The sequence below is a fragment of the Streptomyces sp. CY-1 genome (assembly GCF_047218265.1).
Classification (GTDB): Bacteria; Actinomycetota; Actinomycetes; order Streptomycetales; family Streptomycetaceae; genus Streptomyces; species Streptomyces niphimycinicus.
Genome location: NZ_CP178393.1, coordinates 673,073 through 692,199, shown reverse-complemented (window position 1 = coordinate 692,199; position 19,127 = coordinate 673,073). Strand labels below are relative to the sequence as shown.

At 72.0% G+C, this 19,127-nt stretch carries 14 protein-coding genes; 9 read left to right on the top strand and 5 right to left on the bottom strand.

Annotated elements, in window-relative coordinates:
- The first annotated feature begins 127 nt into the window (after window positions 1-127).
- The 4 genes from ACK1X7_RS03220 to ACK1X7_RS03205 all read left to right on the top strand — a co-directional run bounded on the left by ACK1X7_RS03220 (window position 128) and on the right by ACK1X7_RS03205 (window position 4,970).
- Window positions 128-1,609, top strand: a complete 1,482-nt coding sequence (locus tag ACK1X7_RS03220; protein ID WP_385154032.1) for an FG-GAP repeat protein — start codon at window positions 128-130, stop codon at window positions 1,607-1,609.
- A 97-nt stretch (window positions 1,610-1,706) separates the two neighbouring features.
- Window positions 1,707-3,140: a serine/threonine-protein kinase gene (locus tag ACK1X7_RS03215; RefSeq protein ID WP_413114604.1), complete on the top strand. Its 1,434-nt coding sequence runs from the start codon at window positions 1,707-1,709 to the stop codon at window positions 3,138-3,140.
- Complete coding sequence (locus tag ACK1X7_RS03210; protein WP_216346075.1) at window positions 3,137-3,499, top strand: hypothetical protein; 363 nt, start codon at window positions 3,137-3,139, stop codon at window positions 3,497-3,499. Before ACK1X7_RS03215 ends, ACK1X7_RS03210 begins: the two co-directional genes overlap by 4 nt.
- A gap of 139 nt (window positions 3,500-3,638) precedes the next feature.
- Window positions 3,639-4,970, top strand: coding sequence for a S1 family peptidase (locus ACK1X7_RS03205; RefSeq protein ID WP_385154041.1), 1,332 nt, complete (start codon window positions 3,639-3,641; stop codon window positions 4,968-4,970).
- 19 nt (window positions 4,971-4,989) lie between these two features.
- Here the strand turns inward: ACK1X7_RS03205 and ACK1X7_RS03200 are convergent, their stop codons facing one another.
- From ACK1X7_RS03200 to ACK1X7_RS03185, 4 genes are all read right to left on the bottom strand, one after another.
- Complete coding sequence (locus ACK1X7_RS03200; RefSeq protein ID WP_413114603.1) at window positions 4,990-8,100, bottom strand: glycoside hydrolase family 2 TIM barrel-domain containing protein; 3,111 nt, start codon at window positions 8,098-8,100, stop codon at window positions 4,990-4,992.
- A gap of 213 nt (window positions 8,101-8,313) precedes the next feature.
- Window positions 8,314-8,550, bottom strand: a complete 237-nt coding sequence (locus ACK1X7_RS03195; RefSeq protein WP_385157244.1) for a DUF6458 family protein — start codon at window positions 8,548-8,550, stop codon at window positions 8,314-8,316.
- Window positions 8,551-8,626: 76 nt separating this feature from the next.
- Window positions 8,627-9,769, bottom strand: coding sequence for a cation diffusion facilitator family transporter (locus tag ACK1X7_RS03190; protein WP_413114602.1), 1,143 nt, complete (start codon window positions 9,767-9,769; stop codon window positions 8,627-8,629).
- 216 nt (window positions 9,770-9,985) lie between these two features.
- Window positions 9,986-10,579: a hypothetical protein gene (locus tag ACK1X7_RS03185; RefSeq protein WP_385157238.1), complete on the bottom strand. Its 594-nt coding sequence runs from the start codon at window positions 10,577-10,579 to the stop codon at window positions 9,986-9,988.
- Window positions 10,580-10,698: 119 nt separating this feature from the next.
- Between ACK1X7_RS03185 and ACK1X7_RS03180 the strand changes: the two genes are divergently transcribed.
- The gene (locus tag ACK1X7_RS03180; RefSeq protein WP_385157235.1) at window positions 10,699-12,708 is read left to right on the top strand and encodes an amino acid transporter; all 2,010 of its coding nucleotides are present in this window, start codon (window positions 10,699-10,701) and stop codon (window positions 12,706-12,708) included.
- A 27-nt stretch (window positions 12,709-12,735) separates the two neighbouring features.
- On the opposite strand, the gene ACK1X7_RS03175 is transcribed toward ACK1X7_RS03180, so the two are convergent.
- Window positions 12,736-14,073 carry a radical SAM protein gene (locus tag ACK1X7_RS03175; RefSeq protein WP_385157232.1) on the bottom strand — a complete coding sequence of 446 codons (1,338 nt, stop codon included), beginning with the start codon at window positions 14,071-14,073 and terminating at the stop codon, window positions 12,736-12,738.
- A gap of 190 nt (window positions 14,074-14,263) precedes the next feature.
- On the opposite strand from ACK1X7_RS03175, the gene ACK1X7_RS03170 reads away from it, so the two are divergent.
- Genes ACK1X7_RS03170 through ACK1X7_RS03155 form a run of 4 tightly spaced genes read left to right on the top strand, consistent with a single transcriptional unit; the run spans window position 14,264 to window position 19,069 of the window.
- A complete protein-coding gene (locus ACK1X7_RS03170) occupies window positions 14,264-15,340 on the top strand; it encodes an NAD(+)/NADH kinase (RefSeq protein WP_390794377.1) in 1,077 nt (358 codons plus the stop codon).
- Between the two features lie 8 nt (window positions 15,341-15,348).
- Entirely contained in the window at window positions 15,349-15,975 is a 627-nt protein-coding gene (locus ACK1X7_RS03165) for a 2Fe-2S iron-sulfur cluster-binding protein (protein ID WP_390794387.1), read from the top strand.
- Window positions 15,972-16,970: an FAD binding domain-containing protein gene (locus ACK1X7_RS03160; RefSeq protein WP_390794376.1), complete on the top strand. Its 999-nt coding sequence runs from the start codon at window positions 15,972-15,974 to the stop codon at window positions 16,968-16,970. The genes ACK1X7_RS03165 and ACK1X7_RS03160 overlap by 4 nt, the downstream gene beginning before the upstream one ends.
- Window positions 16,967-19,069, top strand: coding sequence for a xanthine dehydrogenase family protein molybdopterin-binding subunit (locus ACK1X7_RS03155; protein ID WP_413114601.1), 2,103 nt, complete (start codon window positions 16,967-16,969; stop codon window positions 19,067-19,069). Before ACK1X7_RS03160 ends, ACK1X7_RS03155 begins: the two co-directional genes overlap by 4 nt.
- Window positions 19,070-19,127 lie beyond the last annotated feature (58 nt).

Below are 19,127 nucleotides of genomic sequence, written 5' to 3'. Positions count from 1 at the left end.
GTGCCGTAGCGGGGCGCCTGCGCAAACCGGGGAGCGCCGTAATGGCGCCGCGCCCTGACGGTGTGCGTGCCGTAACGAAATGATCTCTCCGATGGCGTGGCTCCACCGGATGCGCTGTCGTGGCCTGATGGCATCCCCCACCACCAGGCTCCGCCCCGTCCCCGCCACCCTCTGCGCCGCCGCGCTGGCGCTGCTCACCGCGTGTGGCGGTGGCGGTGGAGACGATGCGAAAAAGGGTGGCGACGGGGCCGGGAACAGCACGGCCGCACCCGTCGTCACCCCCACCGCGACCGCTCCCGTCGCCCGGGGCAAGGGCAGCGCGCTGCCGGACGACCTCAACGGCGACGGCCGCCCCGAGCTCGGAATCCCGCTCGCCTCCGGCCAGGAACTCGGGGGCCTGCGCCATATCGCCTATGTGTACGGCGCGGCGAAGGGCGTCGACCCCGCCGTGCGCACCGTGCTCGGCCGGGCGGACCTCGGCCTGCCCACCGGCGCCGGGTGGCAGGAGCACAACGGGGGCGAGATGCACTCCGCGACCACCGCGGACCTCGACGGCGACGGCTTCGCCGATGTGATCGCCACCGCCACCAAGGAGCGCGATCCGGCCGGCAGCGAGCGCACCCACATCTCCAGCCAGACGCTTCCCTACATCGCCTGGGGCGGCCCCGAGGGACCACGCCGGGGAGCCCCCGCCACTGCGCTGCGGCTGGCCGACGCCGACGACGGCCTGGAGATCCCCCGGCCCCTGGCGGCGGGCGACTTCAACGGGGACGGTCACCACGATCTGGCCGCCGTGCGCCAGAGCGGCAAGGACTTCCACGTGATGTACGGCCCGTTCGGCCGCGACGGCAGGGCCGCCCGCACCCGGACGTACGCCAATCCGCTCGGCCCCAGCGGCCAGATCGCGGAGCTGTACGCCGACGCCATCGACGGCGACCGGCCCACCGACCTGGTGGTGCACGCGCAGGGCGACGACGACCAGATGGAGTCCGCGCTTCTCACGGCGGGCCCGGACGGTCTCGCCACCACCGGCCGCACCCTCCGCAAGGGCAACGCCATCGCCTTCGGCGACTTCGACGGCGACGGGAAGCGGGACGTGGCGGTCGCCGACACCGGCAGCCGCAACGACGAACCGGGCTATGAGACGGAACCCGCGGACGTCAGTCAGTCAGTGAGCGTATACACCAAGCGCACGGCCGGATCGACGCCTTCGCCGATCAAATTCCCCGCCCTGGGCGGTGATGCCCTCGCCGCGGCCGACACCGACGGAGACGGCACCGACGAACTGGCCGTCTCGCTGCGCACCGGCGGCACCGAACTGCTGACGATCCGCCCGGACGCCCCCGGCGAGATCGCCCACCGCCGCACCCTCGACCGCACCGTCCCGGCCCGCGTGGACGGCCGTGAGGTGCCCAAGAAGCAGCGCGCCGTCAGGCTCTTCGGTGCCGGGGACTTCGACCACGACGGCGAGGACGAGGTCGTACTGGCCTGGGGACCGGACCCGCTCTTCGCGCTCTACGGGGAGCAGCCGCGACGGTTCTGGGTGACCGACGGCACCCGCGACAAGGTGGTGTTCACCAGCGCGCCGTACGAGAAGGGCGCCTCCTGAGCCGCGGTGCGCCACCGCACTCGTGTCCGTGGCCCCCTTCGCCGGGCCCGGCCGACGCCCTACTGTGGGCGTCAGTCGGCTGGTGAGGGGGTGGCGGATGGGGACGACCGGGGGAACATCCGGCGGCGATCGGCACGAGCAGGGTTCCGAGGGGGGATCGCCCCACGGGAGCGTGCTCGGCGGCCGGTACGAGTTACGCGGGCGCCTGGGCGCGGGCGGTATGAGCCTGGTCTGGGACGCCTACGACATGGCGCTCGGCCGCCCCGTCGTCGTCAAGGAGCTGCGCCCGGTCGGCGATCCGGACCCGGAGGCGTACCGGCGCTGGCACGAACGGCTGCGCCGTGAGGTCCGCGTCCTCGCCGCGACCGTGCATCCGCATCTGGCCGCCATCTATGACCTGGGCGAGAGGGACGGCCGGGTCTGGATCGTCATGGAGCGCCTCGACCCGCGTTCGCTGGCGGACCGGATGCGCGAGTGGGACGGACGGCCGTATGCGCCCCGGATCGCCCGGATCGGCCTGGAGGTGCTGCGCGCGTTACGGGCGATGTACGCGGCGGGGGTCGCCCACCGCGACGTCAAACCGCGCAACATTCTCTTCCGCCCGGACGGCCCCGCGGTGCTGGTGGACCATCTCGGCCTGACCTTCGTGGACGAGGACACGGTGGTCGGAACGCCCCCCTACATGGCACCGGAGCGCTTCACGCTCTCGCCCTATCCGGCGACCGCGGAAGCGATGCTCAAGGCCGATCTGTGGTCACTGGGCGTGACTTTGTACGAGGCCGTCGAAGGCGTCGTGCCGTTCCAGGGGGAGAGCGTGGGCGAGCTGATGAGCGCGGTGCTCAACGACCCGCCGCCACCCATGAGACACGCGGGTCCACTGCGGCCGCTGATCGAGGGCCTGCTGGTCAAGGACCCGGAACGGCGGCTGACGGCCGAGCGGGCCGAGGCGCTGCTGCGCCCCCTGGCCCAGGATCGGCCCAGGTCGGCCATGGCAACCGGGGCCGCGGCCCAGGCAAGGGCCGCCCCGGCCCCCGCGGGGGCCATGCGGTCGGCCGCCCGTCCGAGCGGTGCGGGCGCCGGAGCCCTCGTCTCGATCGCCGCCGTACTGGCGGTCGTGCTCGCCGTATCGGGGTCGGTGGCCCTGCCCTCGCTGCGCCCCGGCTCCCTGGACGACATTCCCGGATGGGTGGGGCCGGTGCTTCTCGGTCTGCTGTGGCTGGCGCTCGCGGCGCGCGGCTTCGCGTCGGCCAGACAGCGGGACCGCCGGGCCCGGTGGCTCGACGCCCTGCGCCCGGATGCCCGGGAGGCGGCCCACCGGCCCGCCGGGCCCTGGCAGGCGCTGCGCGAGGGATATCTGGCGTCCCTGGCGATCCCTCAGCCCCCGGCGCGGCGGGCCCGACGTCCGGTGGAGCGAGAGATGGAGCGGGACATGGCCGACTTCCTCACCGCGCTCGGCCCGCCGCCTCCGCCGCCACGGTCCGCGGCCGCGGATCCCCCATCCCCCTCGGACCGTCCGGGGGAGGCTCCGTGACCGAAAACGCGAGTGAGAACCCCGCCCCGGGCGGCCCCCCGGAGACGGCGGTGCCCTGGGGCGACCGGCTGCCGGTGGAACAGGCCAAGGAGTGGGAGGCGGTCAGGCCCGGCACGGTGGAGTGGATGCTCACCGAACTCCAGCGGGAACGCGAGCACCGCCGCCGCATGGACTGGGTCCACACGGGGTTGCAGGCATTCGGCTCGCTGCTCGGCGCGGGCACGGTCGTGGCGTACATCTGGGTGGCCACGTATTTCCTCGCCCATGACGCCGCCACCCAGGGCGCGGCCATCCTCGGCGGCGGCACGGCCGCGCTGGTCGGGGGGTTCCTCGGCAAGCGCTACGGCGACCGGCGCTGATCCCCGGTTCCCGCGGCCGGCGGCGAGCCGTGGCCGCCGCTGCGTCCGGGGAGTGAGCAGGACACCGTTTCCTTACGTACGAGGGGGAGGGCCTTCGCCGTCCGAGGCCCCGGCTGGATCGACGTAAGGAGACAGGGTGGTGAAGCACATGCGGCGAGGCGTGCGCCGGGTCGTGCGGTTCGCGGCTGTCGGGGCGCTGGTCTGTGGCGGGGTGATGGTCTCGCAGGCCGTGCCGGGCGGATCCGCCCACGGGACGACCGGAAGAGACGGTTCGCGAGCCCTGACCGCGCGCCAGACGGACGATGTGGGCGGACGGCTGGTATCCGCGCTCGGCACCTCCCGTACGGCGGGCAACTGGATCGGTGCCGACGGCCGTCCGGTGGTCGCGGTGACGGACGATACGGCGGCGGGCGAGGTCAGCCGGGCCGGGGCCACCGCCAAACGGGTGCGGTACAGCATGGAGCAACTGGCTTCCGCGACCGAGAAGCTGCGCTCGGCGCCCCGGGTGGCGGGCACCGCGTGGATGGTGGACCCCAAGTCCAACCAGGTCGTGCTGGTCGGCGACAGCACCGTCTCCACCGCCCGCTGGTCGAGGATGAAGGACCTCGCGGCGGAGGTGGGCGACGAGGTGCGCACACAGCGGACGACGGACTCCTTCACCACCAGAACCGCGGGCGCCTCCCCGATGTTCACCAACGGCAGCCGCTGCTCGGCCGGTTTCAATGTCACCGACGGCCAGACCGGTTTCATCCTGACGGCGGGGCACTGCGGTCCCCCCGGCACCCCCTGGTTCACCGACGCCACCGGCCGCACCAAGATCGGCACCACGGTCCAGACCAGCTTCCCCGGCAATGACTTCTCGCTGGTGCGGTACGACAACACCTCGCTGGACCGGAGCAGTGTGCTGAACGTCGGTGGCGGCCAGGTGGTGCGGGTCACCGGCGTGGCCGACCCCGTCGTGGGTCAGGAGGTGTTCCGGAGCGGCAGCACCACCGGGCTGCGCTCGGGCAAGGTGACCGGGCTCAACGCGACGGTCAACTACCCCGAGGGCACGGTCACCGGGCTGGTCCAGGCCACCGTGTGCGCGGAGCCCGGCGACAGCGGCGGGCCGCTCTTCGCCCAGGGCGTGGCGCTCGGCGTCACCTCCGGCGGCAGCGGCGACTGCACCAAGGGCGGGGTGACCTTCTTCCAGCCCGTGACCAAGGCGCTGACCGCGCTCGGGGTGAGCATCCCGGGCGCCAAGGCCCAGAGCGCCAACCCGTCCATCGCGTCCGGCGGCCAGACGGGCGCCGCGCCCGGCACCTCCGGGGCCGACGACGGCGTCTCGACGCTCGACGACGTCGTGGCGTACGCCCAGAGCTTCGGCCCCGGCCTGGTGGTCATCGTGGTGGGGTTCGCCGGGCTGCTGTCCACGCTGGCCATCCGGCCCCGGAGCCGCCGCTACCGCCGCTACCCGGCCGGCTGGGGATGAGCCGGTGAGGCGGCGGCCGTCACCTGGCCTCGAAGGCGACGATGCGCTGGGCGCCGTCGGCCGCGCCCGGATGACGGCTGGTGAGGTCCAGCCGGAGCCGGGAGGTGCGGACCGGGTCGAAGGTGATGACCGTCGGGGTGCCGGAGGCGGTGGCCCAGTCGACGGACGCCCCGTACACCGGGACATAGGCGTGGCCGTCCCATGCGGACACCTCGATCGAGGCGGGCAGGGTGTGCGTGGCGTCGACCGTGAAGGACACCTCGACGCGGCGCAGCCGCCGCCTCCCGTTCCAGGTCACCGAGACCCAGTCGGCCTTACGGGCGCCGTCGAAGGCGGGAAGCAGCGCCGTGGCCGGCTTGTGGAAGGCGTTGGACCAGCCGGTGGCCGGATCGCCGTCCAGCATGGCCGGGGGCAGCGTCGTCGGCGCGCCCGAATAGCTCGCGTCGGCGTGTGGATCGTCCGGGGCGCCGGGGCCGGGGTCGGGCGCGAAGGACACCGGGCGGGTGACCGGTTCCGATGTCCCGCCGGTGGCGCGGACGGTGATGGTCGCGGTGCGCAGCCCCGCCGAGCGGGCCGTGATGGTCAGCGGCCCGGCCTTGGTGCCCGAGCGGACGATGGCCAGGGCCTTGCCGTGGAAGGCGGTGCGGGTGCTCGCCTGGTAGCGCTCGGCGCTCTCCTGACGGCCGTTGTCGACCCCGGCCAGGGAGCCTCCGTTGACCTTGAAGGCGATCAGGTGGTCGGCATCGGGTACCACCACACCGTGGGCGTCTACGACCTCGGCGGTCACGAAGCACAGTGAGCGGCCGTCGGCGTCGAGGGTCTCCCGGTCGGGGGTGAGCCGTACGGTGTGCGGGCGTCCGGCCGTGCGCAGCACATCGGTGGCCACGACCCGGCCACCGCGCCGGGCCACGGCCTTCAGCTCACCCGGTGCGAACGGCACCCGCCAGGTGAGGTGGAGCTTTCCGGCGCTGCCGCCCGGACTGGTGTAACTGCCGGGGTAGGGGCCGGAGGTGACGGTCTTGTCGTCGCCGGTGGGCTCGGTGGTCTCCAGGTAGGCACGGCCGTCGGTGGTCTTCTTGGTGTCGAACTCGCGGACCCCCAGCGACCGGCCGTCCAGGAACAGCTCCACCGCGGCGACGTTGGAGTAGGCCCACACCTCCACGGTCTCGCCGGGCCGGTGGCCGGTCCAGTCCATGGGGACCAGATGGACCATCGGTTCGCTGGTCCACTGGCTCTTGAAGAGGTAGTACATGTCCTTGGGGAAGCCCGCGGTGTCCACCGCGCCGAAGAACGACGCCTTCACCGGGAACACGTCGTACGGCGTGGGCTCGCCGATGTAGTCGATGCCCGACCACAGGAACTGCCCGGCGAAGAACCTCCGGTCCCGGTCCTTCTTCAGCCCGTACTCGCCGCTCATCGTCCAGGAGGCGAGGTTGTTGTCGTAACTGGAGGTCTCGCGTCTGCCGGGGGTGTGGTTCTCGCCCGTGTTGAGGTGCTCGGGCTCCTGATAGGCCCCGCGGGTGGAGGTCTGCGAGGAGGACTCGGACTCGAAGAGGAACAGCCGCGGATAGCGGGCGTGCAGGGCGTCCACCGAGGCGGCGGTGTTGTAGTTGACGCCGAGCCCGTCCAGCTTGGCGAGCATCAGATCGGCGGGGGACCCCTCGGCGGGCAGCCCGCGGTACTTGTCCGAGCCGATCACCACGGGTCTGGTGTCATCGGCCGCGCGGACGGCCTCGATGAGCCGCTCGGCCATGCCCAGCCCCGGGGCGCTGGTGGAGTCGGGGATCTCGTTGCCGATGGACCACATGACGACGGCGGGGGAGTTGCGGGCGGCGCGCACCATCTCGGTGATGTCCGCCTCGCAGTGCTCGTCGAAGAAGCGCCCGTAGTCGTACGTGTTCTTGCCGGTGCGCCAGCAGTCGAACGCCTCCACCAGCATCACGATGCCGAGCCGCTCGCAGACCTCGATCAGCTCCGGCGAGGGCGGATTGTGCGAGGTGCGCAGGGCGTTGACGCCCATGCTCTTCATGATGGTGAGCTGGCGCAGCACGGCGTCGGTGTGGACGGCGGCGCCGAGCGCGCCCAGGTCATGGTGGAGATCGACGCCCCGGAGCTTGGCGTACTCGCCGTTCAGCGAGAATCCGCGGTCGGGGTCGAGGGTGACATGGCGGAGCCCGAAGGGGGTGCGGTACCGGTCGGTGGTGTCCTGGCCGACCCGCAGTTCGGTCTCCAGGACATAGCGCTGCGGGGTGTCGAACGACCACAGCAGCGGCCGGTCGATCCTGAGCTCCTGGGTGGCGGTACGGGTCTCGCCCGCCCCGACGGTGACGGTGGAGTGCGCCTGCACCACCGTGTGCCCGTCGGGGTCCTTGACGGTGGAGACCACGGTCACCGGCTTCCGGCCGTCCGACTCGTTGACGACGAGGGTCCGCGCCCGCACCGTGGCATGTCCGGCGCGCAGGGCGGTGGCCAGGCCGGGGGTGGTGAGGCAGGTGCCCCACCGGGCCACATGGACCGGGTCGGTGACGACGAGCCGGGCATGGCGGTAGATGCCGCTGCCCGAGTACCAGCGGCTGCTGGGAAGGCGGTTGCGCACCTTGACGGCCAGCACGTTGGGGGTGGCGCCGTCGGTGTGGGCCACCTCGGTCAGGTCGAGGGCGAAGCCGGTGTATCCGTAGGGGTGTTCACCGATGAGCCGTCCGTTGCAGTACACGGACGAGTCCATGTAGACCCCGTCGAACTCGACGGAGATCCGCTTGCCCTCGAGGGTGCGCGGCAGGGTGAAGGTGGTGCGGTACCAGCCGAGCCCGCCGGGCAGGAACCCGGTGCCGCCGCTGGTGCCGTGGTCGGTGGTGGGGGAGAGCTCGATGCTCCAGTCGTGCGGGACCGCGACCTCGCGCCAGGCCGAGTCGTCGTACGCCGGGTCGTGGGCGGTCTCGTACGCGCCGGTCGGGTCGGTGATCCCGCCGGGGTTGACGAGGGCGAAGCGCCAGCCGTCGGTGAGCGGGATCGTCCGTCCTCCCATGGCGCGGGACGCGGTGGCGCCCTGCGCGGGACTGGCCGTGACAAGTGCCCCGGCCATCGGGGCGGCGGTGCCTGCGATCAACAATGATCTGCGCGTGACCGCCATCGCGATCCCCTTCTCTTCGATTGTGTGGTGGCGAAGGGCACGTGACCGACCACAACGGCCCTTCGCGCGACAGATTCTGACAGTTTTAAACAGGGAACTGTCAAGGGTCCCGCAGGGCGCTCAACGCTCAGCCGCGCCCGGGGAGTCGTACGACGACGAGGTGGCCCCCGCCATGGGCGGGGGCCACCTCGTCGGAAGGGGGCTGACCGGCACTCAGTAGTGGTGGTGCCGGTGGTGGTCGGACTCCTCGGCCACGGGCGGCGCCACGGCGGTCGGTTCGACGACACGCCGGCGCTTGTAGACACTCACATACGCCGATGTGCCGATGATGCCGACGGCCATCAGGATCAGGCCGACCAATTGGACGTTGAAGCCGCTGGCGCTCCAGTCGGTGGCGAAGGTGAGAATCCCTCCCACCGCGATCATCAGTATGCAACCGCCGAGGCCCATCAGTTCTGCCTCCGTACATGAGTTCGCTGTTGTGGGCTGGTCCTCACCCGGGTACCCAGGCCCGCCGGGGCCAATCTCACGCCCCGCGCTCCTCCCGCTCCACGGCCGCCACCGTCTCATCGAGCGCCTGGCGGTCCTCGCGCGCCTTCGCCCGGTCCCTGGCCGAGGCGTCGGTGACATCGAGAAAGATCTGGTCGGCATGCGGCCAGATCTCCGCCATCGCCGTCTTGACGCGTACCAGGACCTCCTCGACCTCCTCGCTGTCCAGACCGGGGAAGAGATCGACCCGGGCCGCCACCAGCGTCGAATCGTTGCCCAGACGCATCGTCAGCAGACTGGTCACGGTGTCGATCTCCGGCTGTCCCTCGAGGAACCGGCGGAGCTCCCGGCGCTGGACCGGGTCGATCGCCTCGCCGATGAGCTGTGCGCGCGACTCCCTGGCCAGCCGGTAGGCCACATAGACCAGCAGCGCCCCGATCAGGAAGGAGGCCGTGGCCTCGTAGGCCACTTCGCCGGTGACCATGTGCAGCCACATGCCGAGCAGGGCGAACACCACACCGAGACAGGCGGTGGAGTCCTCGGCCAGGACGGTGCGCAGCGTGGGGTCCTCGCCCCTGCGCAGTTCGGCCGCCATGCCACGGCCCGCCTCCCGGGCGTGCCCGCGGACCTGGAACAGCGCCCGGACCAGCGAGGAGCCCTCGGCGATGAGCGCCAGGCCCAGGACCGCGAGGCCCACCAGATAGCCGCTGTGGTCCTCGGAGCTGCCCGCGCTCAGCGCCTCGGCGCCCTGGAAGAAGGAGAAACAGCCGCCCATGACGAAGATGCCGACGGCGGCCAGCAGCGCCCAGAAGTAACGCTCCTTGCCGTAGCCGAAGGGGTGCTGGTCGTCGGGGGCCCGCTTGCTGCGTTTGAGGGAGGCGAGCAGAAACACCTCATTGAGGCTGTCCGCGACCGAGTGGGCCGCCTCGGACAGCAGCGCGGGGGAACCGGCGAAGACACCGCCGATGGCCTTGGCCAGCGCGATGACCACATTGGCGCCGAGCGCGACGAAGACGGTGACGGCGGTCCGGGCGTCCTGGCCCCCCTGTGCGTCGGGCCCGTCCGGCTCAGGCCGGCTGTCCGGTGCGTCCGGTGCGTGCGAGGGCTCCGGTGGGTCCGGCGTATGCGGTGTGCGCGGTGTCCCGTGCCGGTCGGAGGGGGACGTTGAGGAACGGCTCATCGGCGGGAAACTCCGTAGGCGGAAGTCCGTGCCGTCCTGGTGGCGCTCTCCGCCGGGGGCGGCCGGACGGCCTGTCCCGCTCGCGGGTGTCCCGATGCCGGGACCTCAATCGTGATGTGCACATCGTGGCACGCCCCGACGACGGAGCGCGCCCCGCGTGAGCCATCCGGACCACGGGGCGCGCTCGGATCGGGGCAGCCGGCCCGACGGGTCCGATCAGCCGGCCGGAGTGTTCGGGGAGGCGGGCACCTTCGGCAGCTCGCTGAAGATGTCGAGCCCCATGGCGGCGGCGATCAGCAGACCGATCACGCCGAGCGCCACCGCTCCCCAGGCCACCGCGGACACCCAGGGTGCCCCGGTCGTGACGGGCCGCCGCCGGCGCAGCAGCACCACAGCGGCGATCACCACGGCGGCCAGCGCGAAGAGCCCGTTGACGAGGGCCGTGGTGTGCCATGGAGTGCCGTACACCGTGGCGATCTGATCGGCGGCCGACCCGGACTGGGCCTTGATCTGGCCGGTGAGCTGCTTGCGCTCCTGAAGCATGGTGCCGAGCCAGGTGCCGGAGAGCGAGGCGAGCCCAAGGCCGGCGGCGACGACCGAGGCGGCGCCGGGGACGACGCTCGGCGTGGTGGCCGGGGCGGGAGTTCCGATGTCGTCGGACGTTTCCTCGAGCTCCGGTGCTTCCTGCGGGTCCGAGGTTTCCTGCGGGTCCGGAACAGCGTTCGGGGCACCCTCCGCCGTGGTTTCTTCCTCGCCTTCCGCGGGCTGTACGGCGGTGTCGGTCGGTTGGTCGGTCTTGGTGGTGTCCATGTGCCGCAACCGTACGGACCGAAGATGAAAACCCACTGAGAAAGCGATGTCCTTCGGCCGGCGGCACCGGCCGGGTGGTGGCCGGCCGGCCCGCATACGCTGACCGAAGGGTCTCACCGATGGCCGGGGACCTGTTCGCCGTACGACGGGAGTACCCCGTGGTCTCGTCCACCTCTGGCGGCGGCGCCTCCGATGGCGGGGCACGGCACCGGTTGCGCGGATGGCTGCTGGCGGGCCTGACCGACATCGCCAAGCGTCAGCCCGGCCCGTACGCCGAGCAGGAAAGCGCACACCACGGCCGGCGGTGGTGGCGGGTCATGTGCCTGACCGGTCTGGACTACTTCTCCACTCTCGGCTACCAGCCCGGTATCGCCGCCCTGGCGGCCGGGCTGCTCTCCCCGCTGGCCACCGTGGTGCTGGTGGTGGTGACCCTGGTGGGCGCGCTCCCGGTGTACCGCAGAGTGGCCGAGGAGAGCCCGCACGGCCAGGGCTCGATCGCGATGCTGGAGCGGCTGCTGACCTTCTGGAAGGGCAAGCTGTTCGTCCTCACCCTGCTGGGCTTCGCGGCCACCGACTTCCTCATCACCATCACCCTCTCCGCCGCCGACGCCACCGCCCACCTGGTGGAGAATCCGCATTTCACCTCGACCCTGCACGGTCATGAGGTGGCCGTCACCCTGGTCCTGGTGGGATTGCTCGGCGCGGTTTTCCTCAAGGGGTTCACCGAGGCCATCGGGATCGCGGTGGTACTGGTCGCGGCCTATCTGCTGCTCAACGCCGTCGTGGTGGCGGTCGGGCTGTGGCATATCTGCACCGCGCCGCATGTGATCCCGGACTGGTCGCACGCGCTGGTCGCCGAGCGCGGCAGTCCTCTGGTGATGATCGGCGTGGCGTTGGTGATCTTCCCGAAGCTGGCCCTCGGCCTGTCCGGGTTCGAGACCGGCGTGGCCGTCATGCCGCATATCGAGGGCAAGCCGGGCGACACCCCGGAGCGCCCCGCCGGACGTATCCAGGGCGCCAGGAAGCTGCTGACCACCGCCGCGGTGATCATGAGCATCTTCCTCATCACCTCCAGCTTCATCACGACCCTGCTGATCCCGCAGCGCGAGTTCGAACCGGGCGGCGCGGCCAATGGGCGCGCCCTGGCCTATCTCGCGCATGAGTATCTGGGCTCGGCGTTCGGCAGCGTCTATGACGCCTCCACCATCGCCATCCTCTGGTTCGCCGGCGCCTCGGCCATGGCCGGACTGCTCAACCTGATGCCCCGCTATCTGCCGCGCTACGGCATGGCACCCCACTGGGCGCGCGCGGTCCGTCCGATGGTGCTGGTGTTCATCGCCGTCGCGTTCCTGGTGACCTGGCTCTTCAAGGCGGATGTGGACGCCCAGGGCGGCGCCTACGCCACCGGTGTGCTCGTGCTCATCACCTCCGCCGCCATCGCCGTGACCATCGCCGCCCGGCGCGCCCGGCAGCGCGGCTGGACCATCGGCTTCGGCGTCATCGCGGTGATCTTCCTGTACACCACCGCGGTCAATGTCATCGAACGGCCCGACGGCGTGAAGATCGGCGCCTGCTTCATCGCGGGCATCCTGGCCGTATCGCTGCTGTCCCGGGTCGCCAGGGCGTTCGAGCTACGGGTCACCAGCGTGACGTTCGACCCCCTGGCCGAGCGGTTCATGCGCGACACCGCCCACCGCCAGATCCGCTTCATCGCCAATAAGCCGGAACGCCGCGACCTGGCCGAATACCGGGAGAAGCAGCACCAGATCCGCGCGGACAACGACATCCCGCCCGAGGACGACATCATCTTCGTCGAGGTCACCGTCGCCGACCCGTCCGAGTTCGAAAGCGAGCTCCAGGTGTGCGGAGAGGTGGTGCACGGCCGCTACCGGGTGCTGACCCTACAGAGCGCCACCATCCCCAACGCGCTGGCGGCGCTGCTGCTGTGGGTGCGGGACGCCACCGGGCAGCGCCCGCACATCTACTTCGAGTGGACGGAGGGCCATCCGCTGGCCCACTTCCTGCGCTTCTTCCTCTTCGGTCAGGGAGAGGTCGCCCCCGTCACCCGTGAGGTCCTCCGCGAGGCGGAACCCGACCGCGGCCGCCGCCCCCACGTCCACGTCGGCTGACGAGGGGCCCTGGGGCGGCCGTTGATGTCAGGGCGCCACCGGCTCCCGCTCCGGCTCCGTGGCGGGCAGGCTGTCCATGAACGAGCTCACCGAGAACACCGCCCGCCCCGGCCCCGGCGGGCCGTACCCCGGTGGCGAGGCCAGCCCGAAGTCCTCCAGCGTCGCCCGGTAGGTCTCCAGCAGCCGGATGTGGTACTCCAGCGGGGCGCCCTGCGGATTGGCCTTGCCCAGCGGTGTCGTCGGCTCGGGACACCAGGTGGTGAACCGGGGCACGACACCATGCGACATGAAGAAGCGCAGCCCCTCGGCGGTGGAGTCGATCGCCTCGGCCACGGAGGAGAAGCCGAACGGCTCGGCCATCTCCACGCCCGCGACGAAGTTGGGAATCACATTCCGCGCGCCGAACACCTCGGTCGAGTCCAGGATCCGGCGGTGCCACTCGTCGCGGCCCACGTAGCGCTCCTTGCCCGGGCAGTACAGCTCGAACAGCCGCCGGTCCCACACCTCGAAGTTGGGGTGGTAGATCCGCACCCCGTAGTCGTGGAACCGCCGCACGTCGGCCTTGGGCAGCGCCTGTGCCACCACCTTGCCGATCCACCGGCCCGGGAAGCGCTCCTCGATGGCCTTCGCGTACTGGCCGTAGAAGTCGGCCTCGTCCCGGCCGCCGATATGCGAGGTGATCGCGCCGCCGGTGAGGGTGTACGCCTGGGAGGTGCGGGCGGTGTCATGGCGGTCGATGATCTCCAGCGCCTCCAGCACCTCCTCGACCGGCTTCACCCCGGTGTACGGGCGGCCCGCGGCCTTGTGCTGACGCCAGTTGTGGTTGATGTCGCAGTACTGGCACTCCTCCTTGGCGCCGAAGTACTGGCACACCCGGAAGACCGTCAGATAGACCAGATAGCCCCACTGGATGGTGGGCGCGACCTCCATCACCGACTTGCCGTTCGACAGGGTGTGGCGGTAGTAGTCCGGCATCGGGGGCAGCCCCACATCGGCGATCCGCGCACCGTCCAGATACAGGCCCAGCGCACCGTCCTCCCCGGCCCGGACCACATATGGCGAGGTGGGGTTGACGCGGACGGACACCACGGTGCGGCGCAGCTCGTACGGCCCGCCGGTGAGCACGATCTCCTCGGGCGGCCGGTTGAGGGCCGCGGCGCCCAGCTCCGGCAGGGTGCGGTGGTCGAACGAGAAGATGAAATACGACTTCGGCTTGACGTCGCCGTCCTCGTTGCCGCTGAGCGCGGACTCGTCGAAGGCCATGCCGCCGCGCAGCAGGTCCTCCTTGATCACCGCTTCCCGGGGCACCTGGGGGAAGCTCGCCATCAGGCCCTCGACCAGCTCGGTTCGTCTCTGGCTCGCCATCCGCTGCACCATCCCTGGCTCCCTGTGGACGCGGTGTGGTTTCCCCGCGGGCCATCTGCCGGTCAACACCATAGATCAGCGTGATTGTTCAGCTCCAGGGTGCCCGCCCTCGCCACGACCGGCCGGTCGCCATGACCGCGTACCGGCCTGGCGGGCGCCCCGGGGCCGGCCGATCTACGGTGGAAGGGCCATGGCTGTCAACCGGCTCGGCATGGTCGTCCACCAGGCCCGCCCCACCGCTGTCGCGGCGGCGCACACCGCCCGCGCCTGGGCCGCTGCCCATGACATCTCCTGCTTCGAACTGGACGTCTGGCGCGGCGACCGGCCCCGGCGCAGCGCCAAGGAGGAGGCCGCGGCCGCGGGCCACCCCGACCTGATCGTCACCTTCGGCGGCGACGGCACCTTTCTGCGCGGCGCCCGGCTCGCCGCCGTGAACGGGGCCGCGGCGCTGGGGGTGAACGTGGGGCGGGTCGGCTTCCTCACCGAGATCACCGCCGATCAGGTGGAGGACGCGCTGGACGCCGTCCACGACGGCCGCGTCACGATCGAGGAGCGGATGCTGCTCACCCTGCGGGCGTCCCGGCCGCTGGAGATGCCCGAGGGCATGGAGGCGCTGCTGCGGTACGGGCGGGGCCCCGTGCCGCCCCCGCCCAAGGTCCGCCCCGGCCGCGGGCCCGAGGAGGTCGGCTGGGGCGTTCCGCTGGATGTCATCGCCGTCAACGACGTGGTCTTCGAAAAGCTCGCCCGCGACCGCCAGGCGGGTCTTGGCGTGTATGTGTCCGGGCAGTTGCTCGCCTCGTACTCGGCCGACGCGATCATCGTGGCCACCCCGACCGGCTCCACCGCCTACAGCTTCGCCGCCGGCGGACCGGTGGTCTCCCCGCATATGGACGCGGTGATCTTCACCCCGGTCGCCCCGCATATCGCCTTCGACCGCACCGTGGTGGCCGCGGTGGACGAGGCCGTCGCCGTGCGCGTCCTGCCGACCTCGGGGCGGGTGGCGGTCAGCCTCGACGGGCAGTTGCGCGGGGTGCTGGATCCGGGCGACTGGGTGGCCGCCTACCGGGCACCGAACCGGCTGCGGCTGGTGCGGCTCGCGCCGACGCGCTTCTACCACCGGCTGCGGGACCGCTTCCGGCTGGCCGACTCGCCCGCCGCCGACGCCGCCCCGCCGTTCTACCACCCCAGCTCCCCGGTCCCCCCGGACCTGGCGCATCTGCGGCTGGTCTTCGACCCCCTGCCCCCGGACGCGGAACACGGGGAGTGATGCCGAAGATGCGGGGCGCCCACCCCGATGCCAGGCTGAGTGATGTGACAGCTCACGCGTTTCACAGCGATTTCACGCTGCGTATCAACGGTGCTGACCGCCCCCTCACCCTCGACCACCGGGTGACCCTGCTGGACGCCCTGCGCGAACACCTGGCGCTGACCGGGGTCAAGAAGGGCTGCGACCACGGGCAGTGCGGGGCCTGCACCGTCCTGATCGACGGCGAGCGGGTCAACAGTTGTCTGGTGTTCGCCGTGGCCGCCCAGGGCCGCGACATCACCACCATCGAGGGCGTGGCGGGGCTCGCCGCCCCGGAGGAACTCCATCCGCTCCAGCGGGCGTTCCTGGAACACGACGGCTTCCAGTGCGGCTACTGCACACCGGGCCAGATCTGTTCCGCGATCGGCGCGCTCACCGAGGCCGCCCGCGGCTGGCCCAGCCATGTCACCGAGGACGTGGCGGCCGGGGTCGGCGCGCCGGGCGACCTGGACGCCGACGAGATCCGGGAGCGGATGAGCGGCAACCTGTGCCGATGCGGGGCCTACCCCGGCATCGTGGCCGCCATCCGCGAGGTCGCCGGGGCCGACGGCGGCGGTGCCCCGGCCCGCGCCGGCGCGGCAGGAGGGGCGCGATGAAGCCGTTCGCCTACGAGCGCGCCACCGACCCCCGGGCCGCCGCCACCCTCGTGGCCGACTCCACCGAGACGGTGTACCTGGCCGGGGGCACCAACCTGGTGGACCTGATGAAGCTCGGGGTGACCGAGCCCGCCATGCTCGTCGACATCACCCGGCTCCCGTACGACACCATCGAGCACCGCCCGGACGGCGGTGTGCTCATCGGCGCGCTGGTATCGGGCAGCCGGCTCGCCGGAGACCCCGGCGTCCGCGAGCGCTTCCCGGCACTGGCCGAATCGCTGCTGTCCGGGGCCTCCGGGCAACTGCGGACGGTGGCCACCACCGGCGGCAACCTGTTGCAGCGCACCCGCTGCGTGTACTTCCAGGACGTCACCAAACCCTGCAACAAGCGGCGGCCGGAAACCGGCTGTTCGGCCATCCAGGGACTCCACCGCGACCTGGCCGTGCTCGGCACCTCCGACTTCTGCGTGGCGAGCCATCCCTCGGACATGGCGGTGGCGATGGCCGCGCTCGACGCGGTCGTCCATCTGCGGCGGGTCAACGGCAGCCCCCGCGCGGTGCCGCTGAACGACTTCTATCTGCTGCCCGGCGACACCCCGGACCGCGAGACGGTGCTGCAACCGGGCGATCTGATCACCGGTGTCGAGCTGCCACCGCCCCCCGAGGGCGCCGCCATGTCCTACCGCAAGGTCCGCGACCGCTGGTCCTACGCGTTCGCCGTGGTGTCGGTGGCCGCCGTGGCCGCCACGAACCCCGACGGCGCGCTGCGGGAGATCCGGCTGGGGCTCGGCGGCGTGGGCACCCGCCCCTGGCGGGCCCGCGAGACCGAGCGGCTGCTCCTCGGCCGGCAGCCGACCGAGGAGACCCTGCGGCAGGCGGCACGGGCCGAGTTCGCCTCGGCGCGCCCGCTGCCACAGAACGCGTTCAAGATCGACCTCGCGGTGGATGTCATCACCTCGGCCGTACGCGACCTCGTGGGAGGGCAGCGTCGATGACCACGCTCCAGCGGACCGTGGGCGCGGAGGTGACCCGTGTCGAAGGACGCGAGAAGGTCACCGGCACTGCGCTCTACGCCTATGAGTACCCGGTGCCGGACGCCCTGTACGGGTGGGCGGTGCAGTCCACCATCCCGCGCGGCAGGGTGCGCGCCGTCGACGCCGCGGCGGCCCGGACCCTCCCCGGGGTGATCGCGGTGCTCGACAGCGGCAACGCGCCCCGGCTGCACCCGACCGACGATCCCGAACTCGCCGTGCTGCAATCCGCCGACGTCGCCTACCGGGGGCAGATCGTGGCGGCCGTGGTGGCGGACACCTTCGAGACGGCCCGTCAGGCCGCGGCGGCGGTGCGGATCGAGTACGACGTGGACGATCACGACTCCGAGCTGACGGACGGCGATCCGCGCATCGTCGTCCCCGACACGGTCAACGGCGGCTATCCGGGGCACACCGAGACCGGCGATGTGGAGGCCGCCCTCGCCGCGGCGCCGGTCGTCCTCGACGCCACGTACACCACGCCCCCGGAGCACACCTGCGCGATGGAACCGCACGCCACCCTCGCGGTCTGGGACGGCGACTCGCTCACGCTCTACAACGGCGACCAGGGCCCCTGGATGACGGCCGCCAAACTGGCCGGGCTGTTCGGCCTGCCCGAGGGCGCGGTACGGGTCGTCGCCGACCACACGGGGGGTGGTTTCGGCTCCAAGGCGGTGCCCCGCCCGCCCGCGGTGCTCGCCGCGCTGGCCGCCCGCGCGGTGGGCAGGGCGGTCAAGGTGGCCGCCACCCGGCAGCAGATGTTCACCATGGTCTCGTACCGCACACCCACCGTGCAGCGCGTCCGGCTCGGCGCCGAACGGGACGGCCGGCTCACCGCCGTGTGGCATGACGCGCTTCAGCAGAGCTCCACCCTCGCCCCGTACTGCGAGCAGACGGCCACCCCCGCCCGCACCATGTACGCCGCGCCCCACCGCCGCACCACCCATCGCCTGGCGCGGCTGGATGTGCCCACCCCGTCGTGGATGCGGGCCCCCGGCGAGGCGCCCGGGATGTTCGGGCTGGAGAGCGCGATGGACGAACTGGCCGTGCGGCTGGGCATGGACCCCATCGAGCTGAGGCTGGTCAACGAGCCGTCCGTGGACCCCGAGTCCGGCCATCCGTTCAGCAGCCGCAACCTGGTGGCATGTCTGCGGGAGGGAGCGGCGCGCTTCGGCTGGGCGGGCCGCGACCCGGCCCCGGGGCGCCGCCGGGAGGGGCGCTGGCTGGTCGGCACCGGAGTGGCGGCGTCCATCTTCCCCGCCATCACCTGGCCCGCCACCGCGACCGCCCGTGTCGAGCCCGACGGCGCGTTCACGGTACGGATCGCCGCGGCCGACATCGGCACCGGGGCCCGTACCGCGCTGACCCAGGTGGCGGCGGACGAACTCGGTGTGGGGATCGACCGGGTCACCCTCGACATCGGCCGCAGCGCCTACGGCCAGGCGCCGTTCGCGGGCGGCTCGATGGGCACCAGCTCCTGGGGATGGGCGGTGTCCAAGGCGTGCCGGGCGCTGGCGAAGCGGCTGGAGGAGTCCGCCGGCGCGATCCCGCCCGGCGGCCTGGAGGAACGGGCGGACACCGCCGAGGACGTCGCGGCGCGCCGGGAGTTCTCGCGCCACGCCTACGGCGCCGAGTTCGCGGAGGTGCGGGTGGACTCCGTCACCGGTCAGGTGCGGGTCGACCGGCTGCTGGGGATGTTCGCCGCCGGACGCATCATCAACCCCCGGACGGCCGGTGCGCAGTTGCGCGGCGCCATGTGCATGGGGCTTTCGACGGCGCTGCACGAAGGGCTCGAAGTGGATCCGCGGTTCGGCGACTTCGCCAACCACGACCTGGCCTCGTACCACATCGCCGCCCACGCCGATGTGCGGGACATCCAGGCGCACTGGATCGATGAGCACGATGACGAGCTGAACCCGATGGGCAGCAAGGGCGTCGGGGAGCTGGGCATCGTCGGCACGGCGGCGGCCATCGCCAACGCGGTGTACCACGCCACGGGGGTGCGGGTCCGCGATCTGCCGATCACGCTGGAGCGGGTGCGCGCGGGGCTGGCCACCCCCTGAGCGGCCGCGCGGCCGGTGGCTCCGGGGGCGGCGGCCTGCCGCCGTTCCTGGGGCTGTC